This window comes from Variovorax sp. UC122_21 (assembly GCF_044056785.1).
Classification (GTDB): Bacteria; Pseudomonadota; Gammaproteobacteria; order Burkholderiales; family Burkholderiaceae_C; genus Variovorax.
In genome coordinates this window covers 636,102-650,483 of sequence record NZ_CP172004.1, presented here as the reverse complement: position 1 = coordinate 650,483, position 14,382 = coordinate 636,102, and the positions used below count along the sequence as shown (strand labels likewise).

The following is a 14,382-nucleotide window of genomic DNA, read 5'->3' as shown; positions in this document are numbered from 1 at the left end:
GCACACAAGCGGCAGCCGCCCACGACGGGCGGCGAGCCCCACCGGAGACAACACGACATGAAGAAGACAGCCGCCGCGGGCCTCGCGCTCGCGGCCTCCTCCTCGCTCGCGCTCGCACAGGGCAGCGTGACGATCTTCGGCACCGCCGACCTCTACCTGGCCCATGCGAAGTCGGGACCGAACTCCTCGACCCGGCTCGAGGACGGCGGCCAGACCGCGTCGCGCCTCGGCTTTCGCGGCGCGGAGGACCTGGGCGGCGGGTTCGATGCGCACTTCACGCTCGAGGCCGGCTTCGCGCCCGACACCGGCAAGGGCACGCTGGCCGGTCCCGAGATCGCGTTCACGCGCCAGTCCTTCGTCGGCCTGTCGACACCCTGGGGCCAGGTCGACGCGGGCCGCATGTACACGCCGATGTTCTACACGCTGTTCAAGGCCGATCCCTATGGCGTGAACTCGGTGTTCTCGCCGATCAACCTGGTCGCCGCCACCGACGCGCAGCCCGGCCTGCTGCCCTTCGCGGCGCGCGCCAGCAACATGGTGCGCTACCGCACGCCGGCCATCGCCGGCTTCTACGCCGACCTCGCCTATGCGCCCGGCGAGGCCAGCGCCGCGAGCCACGACAGCGGCACGCTCTACGGCGGCAGCCTCAGCTGGGCGCGCAAGCCCTACTACGTGGGCTACGCCTTCCAGCGCGCGCGCTCGGGTTCGGCCGCCGCGCCCGTGGCCGAGCCGAGCACCAGCACCTACCAGGCGCTGAGCGCGGCCTACGACTGGGAGGCGATCGGGCTGCAGCTCTACGCCAACTACGTGCGCAACAGCACCAGCCTGCCCGGCGTGCCGAGCGCGAAGCTCGCGAGCCTCGGCCTCACCTACAACATCACGCCGGCCTCGAACCTGATGTTCGAGGCCATGCAGCGCAAGGTGGACGCGAGCGAGCGTTCGCAGCTGGCCTGGACCCTGGGCTACGACTACTACCTGAGCAAGCGCACCGTGCTCTACGCGCGCTGGCTGCGGCTGCTCAACCGGCATGGCGCCTCGGCCACGCTCGCCACGGTCGCGGTCGCGCCCGACAGCGGCAACGGCGTGCGCGTGCTCGCGACCGGCATCCGCCACAACTTCTGAAACCCCTCGTCGCCTCTTCCATGGATTTCTTCAGCTCCCAGACCGCATCCCTGTCGGCCCTGTTCGCGCCGCGTTCCATCGCGGTGGTCGGCGCCTCCTCCAACCCGCAGAAGATCGGCGGCATCCCGGTCGACTACCAGCGCCGCTTCGGCTTCGACGGTGCGCTCTACCCGGGTCAACCCGAACGCCGAGCGCATCCAGGACCTGCGCGCCTGGCCCAGCCTGCGCGCCATCGGTCAGCCAGTGGACCTCGCGATCCTCTCGGTGCCGGCCGCGCTGGTCGATGCGGCGCTCGACGACGCGATCGAAGCGAAGGTCAAGGGCGTGGTGCTGTTCTCCTCGGGCTTCGCCGAGACCGGCGCCGAAGGCACGGCCGCGCAGGCGCGGCTCGGCGCCAAGGCCCGTGCTGCCGGCCTGCGGCTCATCGGGCCCAACTGCCTGGGCTTCATGAACATCGCGCACAAGGTCTACGCCACCTTCTCGCCCGCGCCCGGCGTGGGCCGCGTGGCGCCGGGGCGCATCGGGCTGGTGAGCCAGTCGGGCGCCTTCGGTGCCTATGCCTACGCGATGGCGCGCGAGCGCGGCGTCGGCCTGTCGCTGTGGGCCACCACCGGCAACGAGGCCGACCTGCAGTTCGCCGACTGCCTGGCCTGGCTCGCGCAGGACCCGGCCACCGACGTGATCATGGGCTACATGGAAGGCTGCCGCGACGGCCCCCGGCTGCGCGCCGCGCTGGCGCTCGCGCAGGCCGCGGGCAAGCCGGTGGTGATGGTCAAGGTCGGCCGCACCGCGCTGGGCGCGCAGGCGGCGGCCTCGCACACCGCGGCGCTCGCGGGCGACGACGCGGTGTACGACGCGGTGTTCCGCCGCTACGGCGTGCTGCGCGCGCGCAGCCTCGGCGAGTTCTTCGACCTGGCGCACAGCGCCGCCGTGGCCGGCCGGCCGCGCGACCGCTCGATCGGGCTGTTCACGCTGTCGGGCGGCGTGGGCGCGCTGATGGCCGACGACGCCTCGGCCCAGGGCCTCGACGTGCAGCCGCTCGGCGAGGCTGCGCAGGCCACGCTGCGCGAGTGGGTGCCGTTCGCGGCGCCGCGCAACCCGGTCGACATCACGGGCCAGGTGACGAACGACATGAGCCTGCTCGAGCGCAGCGCGCGCCTGATGCTCGACGACCGCGGCTTCGCCTCGTGGCTGGGCTTCCTCGCGGCCGCGGGCGCGTCGGACGCGTTCTGGCCCACGCTGCGCGCGCTGGTGGCGTCGCTGCGCGCGGCCTACCCCGACACGCTGCTCGCGATCAGCACGCTGCTCTCGCCCGAACGCCGCGCCGAACTCGAAGGCCTGCGCTGCCTGGTGTTCGCCGATCCGTCGGACGGCATCCGCACCATCGCCGCGCTCGCGGGATTGAAGAGCGGCGCCCTGCCCGAGGCCGATGCGCGGCCCGTCGGCGATCCGATCGCGCTCGCGCCCGGTGCGATGGCCGAACCCGCGGCGCTCGCGCTGCTCGCCGGGGCCGGCGTGCCGGTGGTCGCGCACCGCGTGGCGCACAGCGCCGACGAGGCCGCGGCGGCGGCCGAGGCCTTCGGCGGCGCCGTGGCGCTGAAGATCGTGAGCGCGGACATCGCGCACAAGTCCGACGTCGGCGGCGTGGCGCTCGGCCTGCGCGGCGCGGCGCAGGCGCGCGCGGCCTTCGAGCGCACGCGCGACCATGCGCTGAGCGCGCGGCCCGAGGCGCGGCTCGACGGTGCGCTGGTGGCGCGCATGGCAAGCGGCGGCGTCGAATGCATCGCGGGCGTGCACCGCGACCCGGTGTTCGGGCCGGTGCTGATGTTCGGCCTCGGCGGCATCCACGTCGAAACCCTGCGCGACGTGGCGCTGCGCGTGCTGCCGGTCACGCGCGAGGACACGCTGGCGATGGTGCGCGAGCTGCGCGCCTTCGCGATCCTCGATGGCGCGCGCGGCCAGGCGCCGGTCGACCTCGCGTCGATCGCCGATGCGCTGTGCGCGCTCGCCGACTTCGCGCTGCGTGCCGGCGACTCGCTGGCGAGCGCCGAGATCAATCCGCTGATCGCGCGGCCGCAGGCCGAGGGCGGCTGCGTGGCGGTCGATGCGCTGATCGTGGGCCGCGATCCATTGCAGATGGAAGGAGCCATCGCATGACACCATCGAAGCGACGCCTGCTGCTGTGCGCGCTCGCGGCCCTCGCGGCCGGCGGCGCCCGCGCCGAATTCCCGTCGAAGCCGCTGCGCATCGTCGTGCAGTACCAGGCCGGCGGCTCCTCCGACATCCTCGCGCGCCTGGTCGCCGAGGGGCTGTCGAAGCGGCTGGGCCAGCCCGTGGTGGTCGAGAACCGCAGCGGCGCGGGCGGGATCATCGGCACCGACCACGTCGCCAAGAGCACGCCCGACGGCCACACGCTGCTGCTGACGGTGCCGGGCCCGGTCACGGCCAACATCGTGCTCTACGGCAAGCTGCCCTACGACCCGCGCACCGACCTGCGCATGGTCTCGGACATCGCGACCACGCGCACCGTGCTCGCGGTGCACCCGTCGGTGCCGGCCAAGGATGTCGCCAGCCTGATCGCGGTGCTGAAGGCCGCGCCCGGCAAGTACGCGATGGGCTCCTGGGGCCCGGGCACGCAGCCGCACCAGATCCAGGTCTACATGGACCGCGCCTACGGCCTGCGCACGCTGCACGTGCCCTACAAGGGCGAGAGCCCGATGGCGATCGACCTGATCGGCGGCGTGATCCAGCTGACCGTGGGCTCGATCGCCACGCTGCAGCCCTACATCGCGGCCGGCAAGCTGCGCGCGCTCGCGGTCGCCGGGCCGCGCCGCGCCAAGGCGCTGCCCGAGGTGCCGACCTTCGCCGAGCAGGGCTTCGCCGACGAGGTCTACGCGCTGACCGGGCCGACCTCGCTGATGGCGCCCGCGAAGACGCCCGACGCGGTGGTCGAGCGGCTCGGGCGCGAGGTCGCCGCGGTGGTGCACCAGCCCGAGGTCGCGCGCCGCATCGAGGAACTCGGCGCCGAACCCGTGGGCAACCTGCCGGCCGAGGCCAGCGCCGCCTACCGCGCCTTCCTGCCCGTGACGCTGCGGCTCACGCAGGCCACGGGCGTGAAGCTCGATTGATTCCTTTCCCCTTCCTTCATCGCCACCAGCCAAGAGGTCCCGTCCCCATGAATGCTCCCGCCTCCCAGGCCACCGTCGACGCCGCGCGCCAGGCGCTCGCGCGCTCGATCGGCCTCGCCGCCTTCGTCTACGGCTATCCGCTGACCGAGACGTATCGCACCTGCGCGCTGCAGACCGCGCCGCGCGCCGAACGCCGGATCGGCACCTCGGCCGGCTCGGACGTGCGCGCGCCGATCAACACGCTGCACCATGCGCCGCGCCCCTCGACCCACGAGGACCGCGACGTGGTGACGCCGGCCAACGACCTGCTCTACACCATCGCCTGGATCCACCTGGCCGATGGCCCGATGCTGCTGAGCGTGCCCGCGGCCGCGCGCCATCCGGGGCGCTACTTCGTGCTGCCGCTGTACGACGCCTACACCGAGAACTTCGAGAACCTCGGGCCGCGCAACTGCGATCCCGCGGGCGAGACCGTGGTGCTCGTGGGCCCGGGCGGCACGGTGCCCGAGGCGCTGGCCGCGCACCGCGTGGTGCGCTGCCCGACCGACCTGGTGTGGCTGATCGGCCGCATCCTGGTCGGCGACGAGGCCGACTGGCCCGCGGCGCGCGCGCTGCAGTCCGAGATCCGGCTCGCGCCCGCGCCCGGCACGGTGCCGCGCGGCCGCCCGGCGGCGATCGAACGCTGGGTCGGCGAACCGGTCGATGCCATGGCCGCCGCCTTCGAGAACGGCGAGCCGGCCGCGCAGGTCGCGCCGCGCTTCTTCGCCAACCTCTGCCAGGCGCTCGCCGAGGCGCCGGGCCGCGTCGAGGACCGCGCGCTGGTGGCCTGGTTCGGCCAGGCCGGGCTGCGGCCCGACGCGGCCTTCGCGTGGGACACGCTCGACGCGCCGCTGCGCGAGGGCCTGGTCGAAGGTTTCGCCGAGGGCGTGCGCGCGGTCGGCGCGGTGGGCCGGCACCACCGACCCAAGGCCTGGGCCATGACGCCCGCCACCGGCCGCTACGGCAGCGAGTTCCTCGGCCGCGCGCGCACCGCCTACCTGGGCCTGGGCGCACTGGCCACCAGCGAGGCCGTGTACGCCGCCTCGCACCACGATGCGACGCTCGAGCCGCTCGACGGCCGGCGCCGCTATGCGATGCGCTTCGAGGGCGACGACATGCCGCCGGCCGACGCCTTCTGGTCGGTGACGCTCTACGACAGCGACCGCTTCCTCTATCCCAACGCCATCGGCCGCCATGCGATCGGCGACCGCACGCAGGGCCTCGCGCGCGGCGCCGATGGCAGCCTGGAACTGGTGCTGGGCCATGCACGGCCCGCCGATGCCGCCAACTGGCTGCCCGCGCCGGCCGGCCGCTTCTACCTGATCCTGCGCATGTACCACCCGCGCGAAGGCGTGCGCGCCTGGCGCATCCCGGCCCTGCAGCCGCGGGAGGACTGACGCCATGGCCGCGACGATCGACGCCGTGACCGACACCCTGGCCGAGGAGGCCGTGGTCTACGCCTGGCCGCTGTACGAGATGTGCCGCATGCGCGCGGCCACCTCGCCGCAACGCTGCGAGACCGCCGGCGAGGCACCGGCACCGCAACGCTGGTGCAACGTGTTCACCCATGCGCGCAAGCTGCTGGGCCCGGGCAGGAGCCGCGTCGTGACGCCGAACAACGACACGCTCTACACCCATGCCTGGCTCGACCTCGGCGCGGGCCCGCTGGTGATCGACGTGCCCGACACCGCGGGGCGCTACTACGTGCTGGGCCTGCTCGACTTCTACACCAACCCCTTCGCCCACCTCGGCCAGCGGCTCACGGGCACGGCGGCGCGTTCCTTCGTGCTCGTGCCGCCGGGCTGGCGCGGCGCGCTGCCGGCCGCCTTCGACGCGCCCGGGGCACGCATCGAGGCGCCCACGCGCTGGCTCTGGGTCATCGGCCGCATCCTGGTCGACGGGCCGCACGACCTGCCCGCGGTGCATGCGCTGCAGGACGGCTTCGTGGTGCGCACGCTGGCCGACTGGCAGGCCGGCGCGGCGCCCCGGCCGATGGCCTTCGATCCGGCCTGCGATCCGCAGGCACCGCCGGACGCCGCGCATTTCGCGGCGCAGGTGCAGCGCGCGCTGCGCGAGAACCCGCCGCCCGCGCGCGATGCCGACCGGCTCGCGCGCTACGCCGCGCTCGGCCTGCACCCCGATGCCGGCGCGCTCGACGACACGCAGCGCGAGCGGCTGCAGGACGCGATCGCCCGCGTGCTGCCACGGCTGCGCGCCACGGAAGCCGGCCGCGCGGCCGCCAGCGGCTGGGTATCGATGCCGACGGTCGAAGCGAGCTTCGGCGACGACCACCGGCTGCGCGCGCTGGTCGCGCTCAAGTACATCGGCATGCTCGAGAGCCGCGAGGCCACCTACCCGCTCGCCTGGCACGACGCCGCGGGCCGCGCGCTGCACGGCAGCCACCGCTACAGCTTGCGCTTCGGGCCCGGCGCGCTGCCGCCGGTCGAGGCCTTCTGGTCGCTCACGATGTACGACAGCCGCGACTGCATGCTGGTCGACAACCCGATCGACCGCTACGCCATCGGCGACCGCACGCCGGCGCTGCGCCGCGACGCCGACGGCGGGCTCACGCTGCGCATCCAGCATGCGGCGCCCGCGGACGAGGCCGCGCGCGCGAACTGGCTGCCCGCGCCCGCGGGCGCCTTCTACCTCTGCCTGCGCGCCTACGTGCCGCGCGCGGAGATGCTCGACGGCCGCTATGCGCTGCCGCCGCTTCAACGACTGGGAGACGACGCATGAGCAGCACACAGGAACAGGAGAAGCCCTTCCTCATCGTCGGCAGCGGCACCGAGACGGTGGCGCCGGGCCTGCACATCCTGCGCGGGCAGGGGCAGTCCTTCGTGGCCGAGACCGACGTCGGCCTGGTGGTGATCGACGCCGGCCCGGGCGGCGCGGTGACGCAGGGCATGATCGACGCGGTGCGCGAGCTCAGCGACGCGCCGCTGCATGCACTGTGCTACAGCCACGGCCATGTGGGCTACAACGCCGGCGTGCCGATGTGGCTCGCCCATGCGGCGCAGCGCGGCGACGCGCCGCCGCGCGTGATCGCGCACCGCAACGTGCCGCGGCGCCTCGCGCGCTACCGCGAGACCGAGGCGCTGCAGCACCGCATGGCCGAGATCCAGTTCAACCGGCCCGCGGGCTTCTTCGCCAAGCGGCTGTCGATGCATGCGCCGACCGAGACCTTCGACGAGCGGCTGGCCATCGGCCACGGCGAGCGCGCCGTCGAGCTGCGCTGGGCGCCCTCGGAGACCGACGACGCGATCGCACTGTGGAGCCCCGCGCAGCGCGTGCTCTACGGCGGCGCGGCGCTGATCGATTCGATCCCCAACATCGGCACGCCCTTTCGCACCCTGCGCGACACGGTGCGCTGGGCCGACACGCTCGAGGCGCTGGCCGCGCTCGGCGCGCGCAAGGCGGTGCGCGAGTTCGGCGCCACGCTCGAGGGCGAGGACCAGGTGCGGCACGTGCTCACGCACACGGCGCGCGCCCTGCGCTGGCTGCGCGCCGAGGTGGTGCGGCTGATGAACGAGGGCCTCAACGAGCGCGAGCTGCTGGCGCGCATCCGCTGCCCCGACGAGCTGTTCGCGGTCGACTGGATGAAGCCCACCTACGGCGACCCGGCCTACATCGTGCGCGACATCTACCGCTCGGAGAACGGCTGGTGGGACCGCAACCCGACCAGCCTGCATCCCGAGCCGCCCGAGGCCGTCGGCCAGGCCGTGGCCGAGGCCATCACCGACAAGGCCGGCCTGATCGCGCGGGCATGCGCGCTGGCGCGGCAGGGGCAATGGCAGCTCGCGCTGCACGTGATCGACCTGCTGGCCACCGCGCGCGGCGACGCGCCCGAGCTCGCCGAGGCGCGCGCGCTCAAGGCCGAGTGGCTGCGCCAGCGCGCGCGGCAGGTGCCCAGCTACGTGTCGCGCAACCTCTACCGCGTGAGCGCCGACATGATCGAGCAGGGCACGCAGGCGCGCTTCGGTATCCAATGACTTCCCGAGGACCCGCATCCATGACCGCTTCTTTTTCTCCGCACCGGCCTGTTCCTTGTTGGCCTCGCCGGCCTGCTGGCCACGGCCGCCGCGCAGGGCGCCGAGGCCTATCCCGACAAGCCCGTCACGCTGGTCGTGCCCACGGCCGCCGCGGGCGGCACCGACACCATCGCGCGGCTGATCGCCGACGCGCTGGGCAAGTCGCTCAAGCAGCCCTTCGTGGTCGACAACCGGCCCGGCGCCAACGGCATCCTCGGCACCGAGCAGGTGGCGCGCGCGGCGCCCGACGGCTACCGGCTGCTGTTCACCTATGCCGCCGCGATGGTGGTGAACCCCAGCCTCTACCGCAAGCTGCCCTACGACCCGGTGAAGGACTTCGCGCCGGTGGCGCAGATCGGCCGCGGCGGCAACCTGCTGCTGGTGCGCAACGACCTGCCGGTGAAGACGCTGGCCGACTTCGTCGCCTATGCCAAGGCGCGGCCCGACAAGCTCAGCTACTGTTCGTGGGGCAACGGCTCGGGCGGCCACCTGGCGATGGAAAGCCTCAAGAAGCAGGCCGGCCTGGTGATCGAGCACGTGCCCTACAAGGGCAGCGGCCCCTGCGTGCAGGACCTGATGGGCGGCCAGGTCGAGGCGGCCTTCGCCGACATGTCCTCGACGGTGGAGCTGGTGCGCGCGGGCCGGCTCCGGGCGCTGGCCAACAGCGGCCCCTCGCGCATCCCGATGCTGCCCGAGGTGCCGACGATGACCGAGTCCGGCTACCCGTTCACCACCTATGCCTGGTACGGCGTGCTGGCGCCCGCGAAGACGCCGCCGGCGGTCGTGAAGAAGCTCAACGAGGCGGTGAACCGCGCGCTGCGCGACCCGGCCGTGGTGCAGCGCCTGCGCGAGCTCAACTTCACCGACCTGCCGCAGAACACGCCCGAGCAGTTCGCCGCGACCCTGCGCCAGGACCTGCGCGACTGGGGCGCGCTGGTCAAGGACATCGGGCTCCAGCCCGAATGAGGCGGCGGCCGGACCGAGGGTAAGCAAGATGGTCAAGCGCCCGCGCTTCTTGCAGACTGCGCACTGATCGGCACGGTTCCTGCTCGTCGGCTCGACGACGGCCGCCGTGCCAGCGTCCGCGCCGACCATGACCGAGCTTCACTTCTCCCGCCACCTGAACGCCGAGGCCCAGGCACAGGCCTCGAGCCTGGACCACTGGGACCAGCACTACGAGCAGCTGTCGAACGGCCGCTTCGAGGGCCTGTCCGAGGACTTGCACCTGGGCTTCGTCCAGGTCTTCCACGAGCATGCGAACCAGACCCTGCTGCAGAACGGCCAGGGCCGCCCGGGCACGGTCTCGTTCGCCGTCACCGAGGTCGCGGGCAGCGGCAGCTGGTACTGCGGCCACGAGATCGAGGGCCGGCGCCTGATCGCGCTGTCGCCGCAGCGCGAATTCGAACTGCTGGCCGGCGCCGGCATGGACCTGATGGCGGTGTGCATCGACACCGCGCCGCTGGCCGAGCTCGCGGCCACGCTGTTCGGCGCCGACTTCGAGCTGCGCCTGCCCGAGCCGGCACCGGTGCGCCAGCCGGGCTTCGACGAGAGCGAGCTGTCGAAGCTGCTGGGCGCGGCGCTGTCGCTGGCGCGCGGCAACCTCGCGCAGCTCGAGCAGCCGGCGGCGCGCCACATGCTGTCGCTGTCGCTGGCCGACGCGGTGCTGCACTGCATCGGCTGCGACGCCTTCGAGACCCGGCTGCCGCCCGGCACGGTGGCGCGGCGCCACATCGTGGCGCTGGCGCGCGAGTACATGCGCGCCCATGCCGACGAGGCCATCAGCGTGCCCGACCTCTGCGCGGCCACCGGCGTATCGCGCCGCGCGCTGCAGTACGCCTTCGAGGACGTGGTGCACCTGAGCCCCGTGACCTACCTGCGCGTGATGCGCCTGAACCGGGTGCGGCGCGAGCTGCAGACGCACCGGCGCGACAGCATCGGCGACGTGGCGGCGCGCTGGGGCTTCTGGCACCTGTCGCGCTTCGCGGCCGACTACAGCCGGCTGTTCGGGGAACTTCCCTCGGCCACGCGCGCGCGCTGGCTTGCCGAATCCGGCTAACCGCCGCGCGGGCCGCGCCCTTAACTTCGCTGTCGCTCGTCACAACATGCGAAGAAAAGGGAACAGCCGTCCATGCGCAGCAGCCACCACCGAACGCCGGTCCGCGGCACCACCCGCACCCTTCTTGCCACCGCGCTCGCGCTGGCCCTCGGCCCGCTCGCGGCCGGCAACGCCCAGGCCCATGGCGGCGCGGCCCACATGGTGCCGCTCAAGAAGACGGTCGAGGATTTCGGCGCCACCGTGCGCTTCGACAGCTTCGCCAACGTCTGGACGGTGGCGCGCAACGGCACGCTGGTTCGCATCAAGCCCGGCTCGAAGACCGCGCTGATCAACGGCCAGCCGCTGCAGCTCGACGTGCCGGTGGTGCTGCGCAAGGGCGCGGCCTGGGTGCCGCACGACTTCATCAACCAGGTGTTCCAGTCCAGCCTGGACCGCACCTTCGTGGTCGAGCGCACGCCGAATCCGCTCAATCCGCTGTCGGCCGAGGAGATCCAGGCCGCGCTCGAGACCATCAAGGCCTCGGGCAACTACAAGCCCGGCCTGCGCTTCACCGAGATTAGCCTCAAGCGCCCGCCCAAGGACCAGGTCTGGGCCTTCGCGCTCTCGGGCCAGCCGGTGCGCGCCGCGCGGCAGGCGAGCTTCGTCGCGCTCGACGGCAAGAAGGTGATCGAGGGCAGCATCGACCTCGCGGCACGCAAGCTGCTCGAGTGGAAGCCGGTGGAAGGCGCGCACGGCATGGTGCTGCTCGACGACTTCGCCACCGTGCAGAGCGCGATCGAGGCCAGCGCCGACTATGCGAAGGCGCTCGCCACGCGCGGCATCGACGACGTGAAGAAGGTGGTGGCCACGCCGCTGACCGTGGGCTACTTCGACGGCAAGGATTCGCTGCGCCAGGAGGACCGCCTGCTCAAGGTGGTGAGCTACCTCGACGTGGGCGACGGCAACTACTGGGCGCACCCGATCGAGGGCCTGGTGGCGGTGGTCGACCTCGAGCAGAAGCAGGTGCTGAAGATCGAGGACGGCGGCCTGGTGCCGGTGCCGCTCAAGCCCACGCCCTACGACGGCCGCGATCGCGCCGGCACGCCCGCGCCCAAGCCGCTGGAGATCACCGAGCCCGAGGGCAAGAACTACACCATCGCCGGCAACATGCTGCACTGGCGCAACTGGGACTTCCACCTGCGGCTCGACTCGCGCGTGGGCCTGGTGCTCTCGACCGTGACCTACAACGACAAGGGCACCAAGCGCAAGGTGATGTACGAAGGCTCGCTGGGCGGGATGATCGTGCCCTACGGCGACCCCGACACCGGCTGGTACTTCAAGGCCTACCTCGACTCGGGCGAGTACGGCATGGGCACGCTGACCTCGCCGATCGAGCCCGAGAAGGACGCGCCGCAGAACGCGGTGCTGCTCGACGCCACGCTGGCCGACTACACCGGCGCGCCCGTGAAGGTGCCGCGCGCGATCGCGGTCTTCGAGCGTTATGCCGATCCCGAGTTCAAGCACCAGGAGATGGGCAAGCCCAACGTGAGCACCGAGCGGCGCGAACTGGTGGTGCGCTGGATCAGCACGGTGGGCAACTACGACTACCTGTTCGACTGGGTGTTCGCCGAGAACGGCACCATCGGCATCAACGCGGGCGCCACCGGCATCGAGGCGGTGAAGGGCGTGAAGTCGCGCACCATGCAGGACGCGACCGCCGCCGAGGACACGCGCTACGGCACCTTGCTCGATCACCACATCGTCGGCACCACGCACCAGCACATCTACAACTTCCGGCTCGACCTCGACGTGGACGGCGAGAACAACTCGCTGACCGAGGTCGATCCGGTGGTGCTGCCCAACACCCGCGGCGGCCCGCGCACCAGCACCATGCAGACGGTGCAGCGCACGGTGGCGACCGAGCGGCAGGCGGCGCAGAAGTTCGACCCGTCGACGATCCGGCTGCTGAGCAATCCGGCGAAGAACAACAAGGTCGGCAACCCGGTCTCGTACCAGCTCATTCCCTACGCGGGCGGCACGCACCCTATCGCCAAGGGCGCCAACTTCGCGCAGGACGAGTGGATCAACCACCGCCTGAGCTTCATGGACCGCCAGCTCTGGGTGACGCGCTACGACCCCGAGGAGCAGTTCCCCGAGGGCAAGTACCCGAACCGCTCGAACAAGGACACCGGCCTGGGCCAGTTCACCGCCGACGACCAGGCGATCGTGAACACCGACAACGTGGTCTGGCTCACCACCGGCACCACCCACGTCGCGCGCGCCGAGGAATGGCCGATCATGCCCACCGAGTGGGTGCATGCGCTGCTCAAGCCCTGGAACTTCTTCGACGAGACGCCGACGCTGGGGCTGAACCGGCCGGCCAGGCCGGCAAAGTAAGGAGCTGCTGCATGGCGGACACCGAGGCCATCGGCCGGCTCGAGGACCTGATGACGCTGGCGCCCGAGCTGCAGGCGCCCACCTACCGCCACATGGACCGGCTCTATGCGACGCGCACGATCCGGCGCGGCGCGCAGGTCCATCCGCTGCCCGCGGGCCGCGCGGTCGACGTGCGCTACCGCGCGGGCGACGCGGAGTTCGGCATCGGCGACTTCATGGCGCGCAATCGCACGGCGGGCCTGCTGGCGATCAAGGACGGCCGCGTGGTGCTCGAGCGCTACGCGATGGGCAACGACGCGGCCACGCGCTGGATGTCGTTCTCGGTCGCGAAGTCGATCGCCTCCACGCTCGTGGGCGCGGCGCTGCACGACGGCCTGATCGCGAGCCTGGACGACGCCGTGGTCGCCTACGTGCCCGCGCTGCGCGGTTCGGCCTACGACGGCGTCACGCTGCGGCAGGTGCTGCAGATGAGCTCGGGCGTGGCCTGGAACGAGGACTACCTCGACCCGGCCTCCGACCGCCGCCGCATGCTGCGCGCGCAGCTCGACCGGGACGCGGGCGCGGTGCTCGCCTTCATGGCCACGCTGCCGCGCGTGGCGCCGGCCGGCACGCGCTTCAACTACAGCACCGGCGAGACCTACCTGGTCGGCAGGATCCTGGCCGGCGCGCTGCGCGAGCCGATCGGCGACTACCTGTCGCGCAGGATCTGGGCGCCCTTCGGCATGGAGGCCGATGCCTATTGGCAGCTCGATGCGCCGGGCGGCCAGGAGTTCGCGGGCAGCGGCGTCAACGCGACCCTGCGCGACTTCGGCCGCTTCGGCCTGTTCATCCTCGGCGGCGGCATGGCCGGCGGACAGCGCGTGCTGCCCGAGGGCTGGCTGCGCGACGCCACGCGCGCCGACCCCGCGCAGCGGCTCGCACCCGGCACGCTCGAGGGCTACGAGCCGATGGGATACGGCTACCAGTGGTGGACCTTCCCGCTCGGCGCGCAGGCGCTGCCCGAACTCGACGGCGGCCTGTTCGCCGCGCTCGGCATCTTCGGGCAGCAGCTCTACATCCATCCGAAGGAAGGGCTCGTGGTCGCGATCCACAGCGCCTGGCCGCAGCCGGTGCACGGGCCGAGCCTGGTCGAGACGCATGCGCTGCTGGGCGCGCTGGTGGCGGCGTTGCGCGGTCAGGAAGCGCGGCCGCCGCGTACTCCAAACGGGGGATGATCCTGCCGCGAGGCATGGTCACGATGCGTCCGTCGAACCCTCGGCATGAAGGAGACGGACATGACCATCCTCGGCAGACCGCGCGCCCTGCGCGCTTCGCTCGCCTGCGCCACCCTTCTCGGCGCTTGCGCGGGAGCGTTCGCCAGCGAGAACGACAGCCACTGCGTGAGCGTCCAGAACCGGACGCTCGTCAACCGATGCAGCTTTCCGGTCGACGTCGGCTTCTGCGTCGAGAACCCGCCGCCAGACGAAGAACTTCTTCGACAGCTCGGAAGCCTTCCGCTGCCCCAATGGCGGGCTGAGCACGCTGAGCCCGGGACGCGGCGAGGGCAACATCCTCAACGGCCGGGTCCAGTGGTGGGCCTGCTCGACCGCGCACCGCGGCAAGGGCCGGTGGCGCTACGAGGCCGGAGCGG

Annotated in this window: 9 protein-coding genes and 1 pseudogene; all 10 read left to right on the top strand. The window is 72.5% G+C overall.

The window, feature by feature from the left end:
• Positions 1 to 57 precede the first annotated feature (57 nt).
• Positions 58 to 1,122 carry a porin gene (locus ACHMXE_RS15260; protein WP_395350022.1) on the top strand — a complete coding sequence of 355 codons (1,065 nt, stop codon included), beginning with the start codon at positions 58 to 60 and terminating at the stop codon, positions 1,120 to 1,122.
• Positions 1,123 to 1,142: 20 nt separating this feature from the next.
• Positions 1,143 to 3,279, top strand: a pseudogene (locus ACHMXE_RS15255) (acetate--CoA ligase family protein).
• Complete coding sequence (locus ACHMXE_RS15250; RefSeq protein ID WP_395350020.1) at positions 3,276 to 4,250, top strand: Bug family tripartite tricarboxylate transporter substrate binding protein; 975 nt, start codon at positions 3,276 to 3,278, stop codon at positions 4,248 to 4,250. Before ACHMXE_RS15255 ends, ACHMXE_RS15250 begins: the two are co-directional and overlap by 4 nt.
• Positions 4,251 to 4,297: 47 nt before the next feature.
• A complete protein-coding gene (locus tag ACHMXE_RS15245; protein ID WP_395350018.1) occupies positions 4,298 to 5,686 on the top strand; it encodes a DUF1254 domain-containing protein in 1,389 nt (462 codons plus the stop codon).
• Between the two features lie 4 nt (positions 5,687 to 5,690).
• Entirely contained in the window at positions 5,691 to 7,028 is a 1,338-nt protein-coding gene (locus ACHMXE_RS15240) for a DUF1254 domain-containing protein (protein ID WP_395350017.1), read from the top strand.
• Complete coding sequence (locus ACHMXE_RS15235) at positions 7,025 to 8,281, top strand: alkyl sulfatase dimerization domain-containing protein (protein WP_395350015.1); 1,257 nt, start codon at positions 7,025 to 7,027, stop codon at positions 8,279 to 8,281. Before ACHMXE_RS15240 ends, ACHMXE_RS15235 begins: the two co-directional genes overlap by 4 nt.
• A 48-nt stretch (positions 8,282 to 8,329) precedes the next feature.
• Complete coding sequence (locus ACHMXE_RS15230) at positions 8,330 to 9,286, top strand: Bug family tripartite tricarboxylate transporter substrate binding protein (protein WP_395352690.1); 957 nt, start codon at positions 8,330 to 8,332, stop codon at positions 9,284 to 9,286.
• A gap of 127 nt (positions 9,287 to 9,413) precedes the next feature.
• Positions 9,414 to 10,376, top strand: a complete 963-nt coding sequence (locus ACHMXE_RS15225; RefSeq protein WP_057590771.1) for a helix-turn-helix domain-containing protein — start codon at positions 9,414 to 9,416, stop codon at positions 10,374 to 10,376.
• Positions 10,377 to 10,448: 72 nt separating this feature from the next.
• On the top strand, positions 10,449 to 12,752 hold the full coding sequence (gene tynA / locus ACHMXE_RS15220; RefSeq protein ID WP_395350013.1) for a primary-amine oxidase: 2,304 nt from the start codon (positions 10,449 to 10,451) through the stop codon (positions 12,750 to 12,752).
• A gap of 11 nt (positions 12,753 to 12,763) precedes the next feature.
• Positions 12,764 to 13,966, top strand: a complete 1,203-nt coding sequence (locus ACHMXE_RS15215; protein WP_395350012.1) for a serine hydrolase domain-containing protein — start codon at positions 12,764 to 12,766, stop codon at positions 13,964 to 13,966.
• The last annotated feature ends 416 nt before the right edge of the window (positions 13,967 to 14,382 follow it).

Excerpts from the sequence above, each read along its gene's own strand:
- ACHMXE_RS15260 (WP_395350022.1), top strand. The coding sequence starts at position 58 with ATGAAGAAGACAGCCGCCGCGGGCCTCGCGCTCGCGGCCTCCTCCTCG.
- ACHMXE_RS15250 (WP_395350020.1), top strand. The coding sequence starts at position 3,276 with ATGACACCATCGAAGCGACGCCTGCTGCTGTGCGCGCTCGCGGCCCTC.
- ACHMXE_RS15245 (WP_395350018.1), top strand. The coding sequence starts at position 4,298 with ATGAATGCTCCCGCCTCCCAGGCCACCGTCGACGCCGCGCGCCAGGCG.
- ACHMXE_RS15240 (WP_395350017.1), top strand. The coding sequence starts at position 5,691 with ATGGCCGCGACGATCGACGCCGTGACCGACACCCTGGCCGAGGAGGCC.
- ACHMXE_RS15235 (WP_395350015.1), top strand. The coding sequence starts at position 7,025 with ATGAGCAGCACACAGGAACAGGAGAAGCCCTTCCTCATCGTCGGCAGC.
- ACHMXE_RS15225 (WP_057590771.1), top strand. The coding sequence starts at position 9,414 with ATGACCGAGCTTCACTTCTCCCGCCACCTGAACGCCGAGGCCCAGGCA.
- tynA (WP_395350013.1), top strand. The coding sequence starts at position 10,449 with ATGCGCAGCAGCCACCACCGAACGCCGGTCCGCGGCACCACCCGCACC.
- ACHMXE_RS15215 (WP_395350012.1), top strand. The coding sequence starts at position 12,764 with ATGGCGGACACCGAGGCCATCGGCCGGCTCGAGGACCTGATGACGCTG.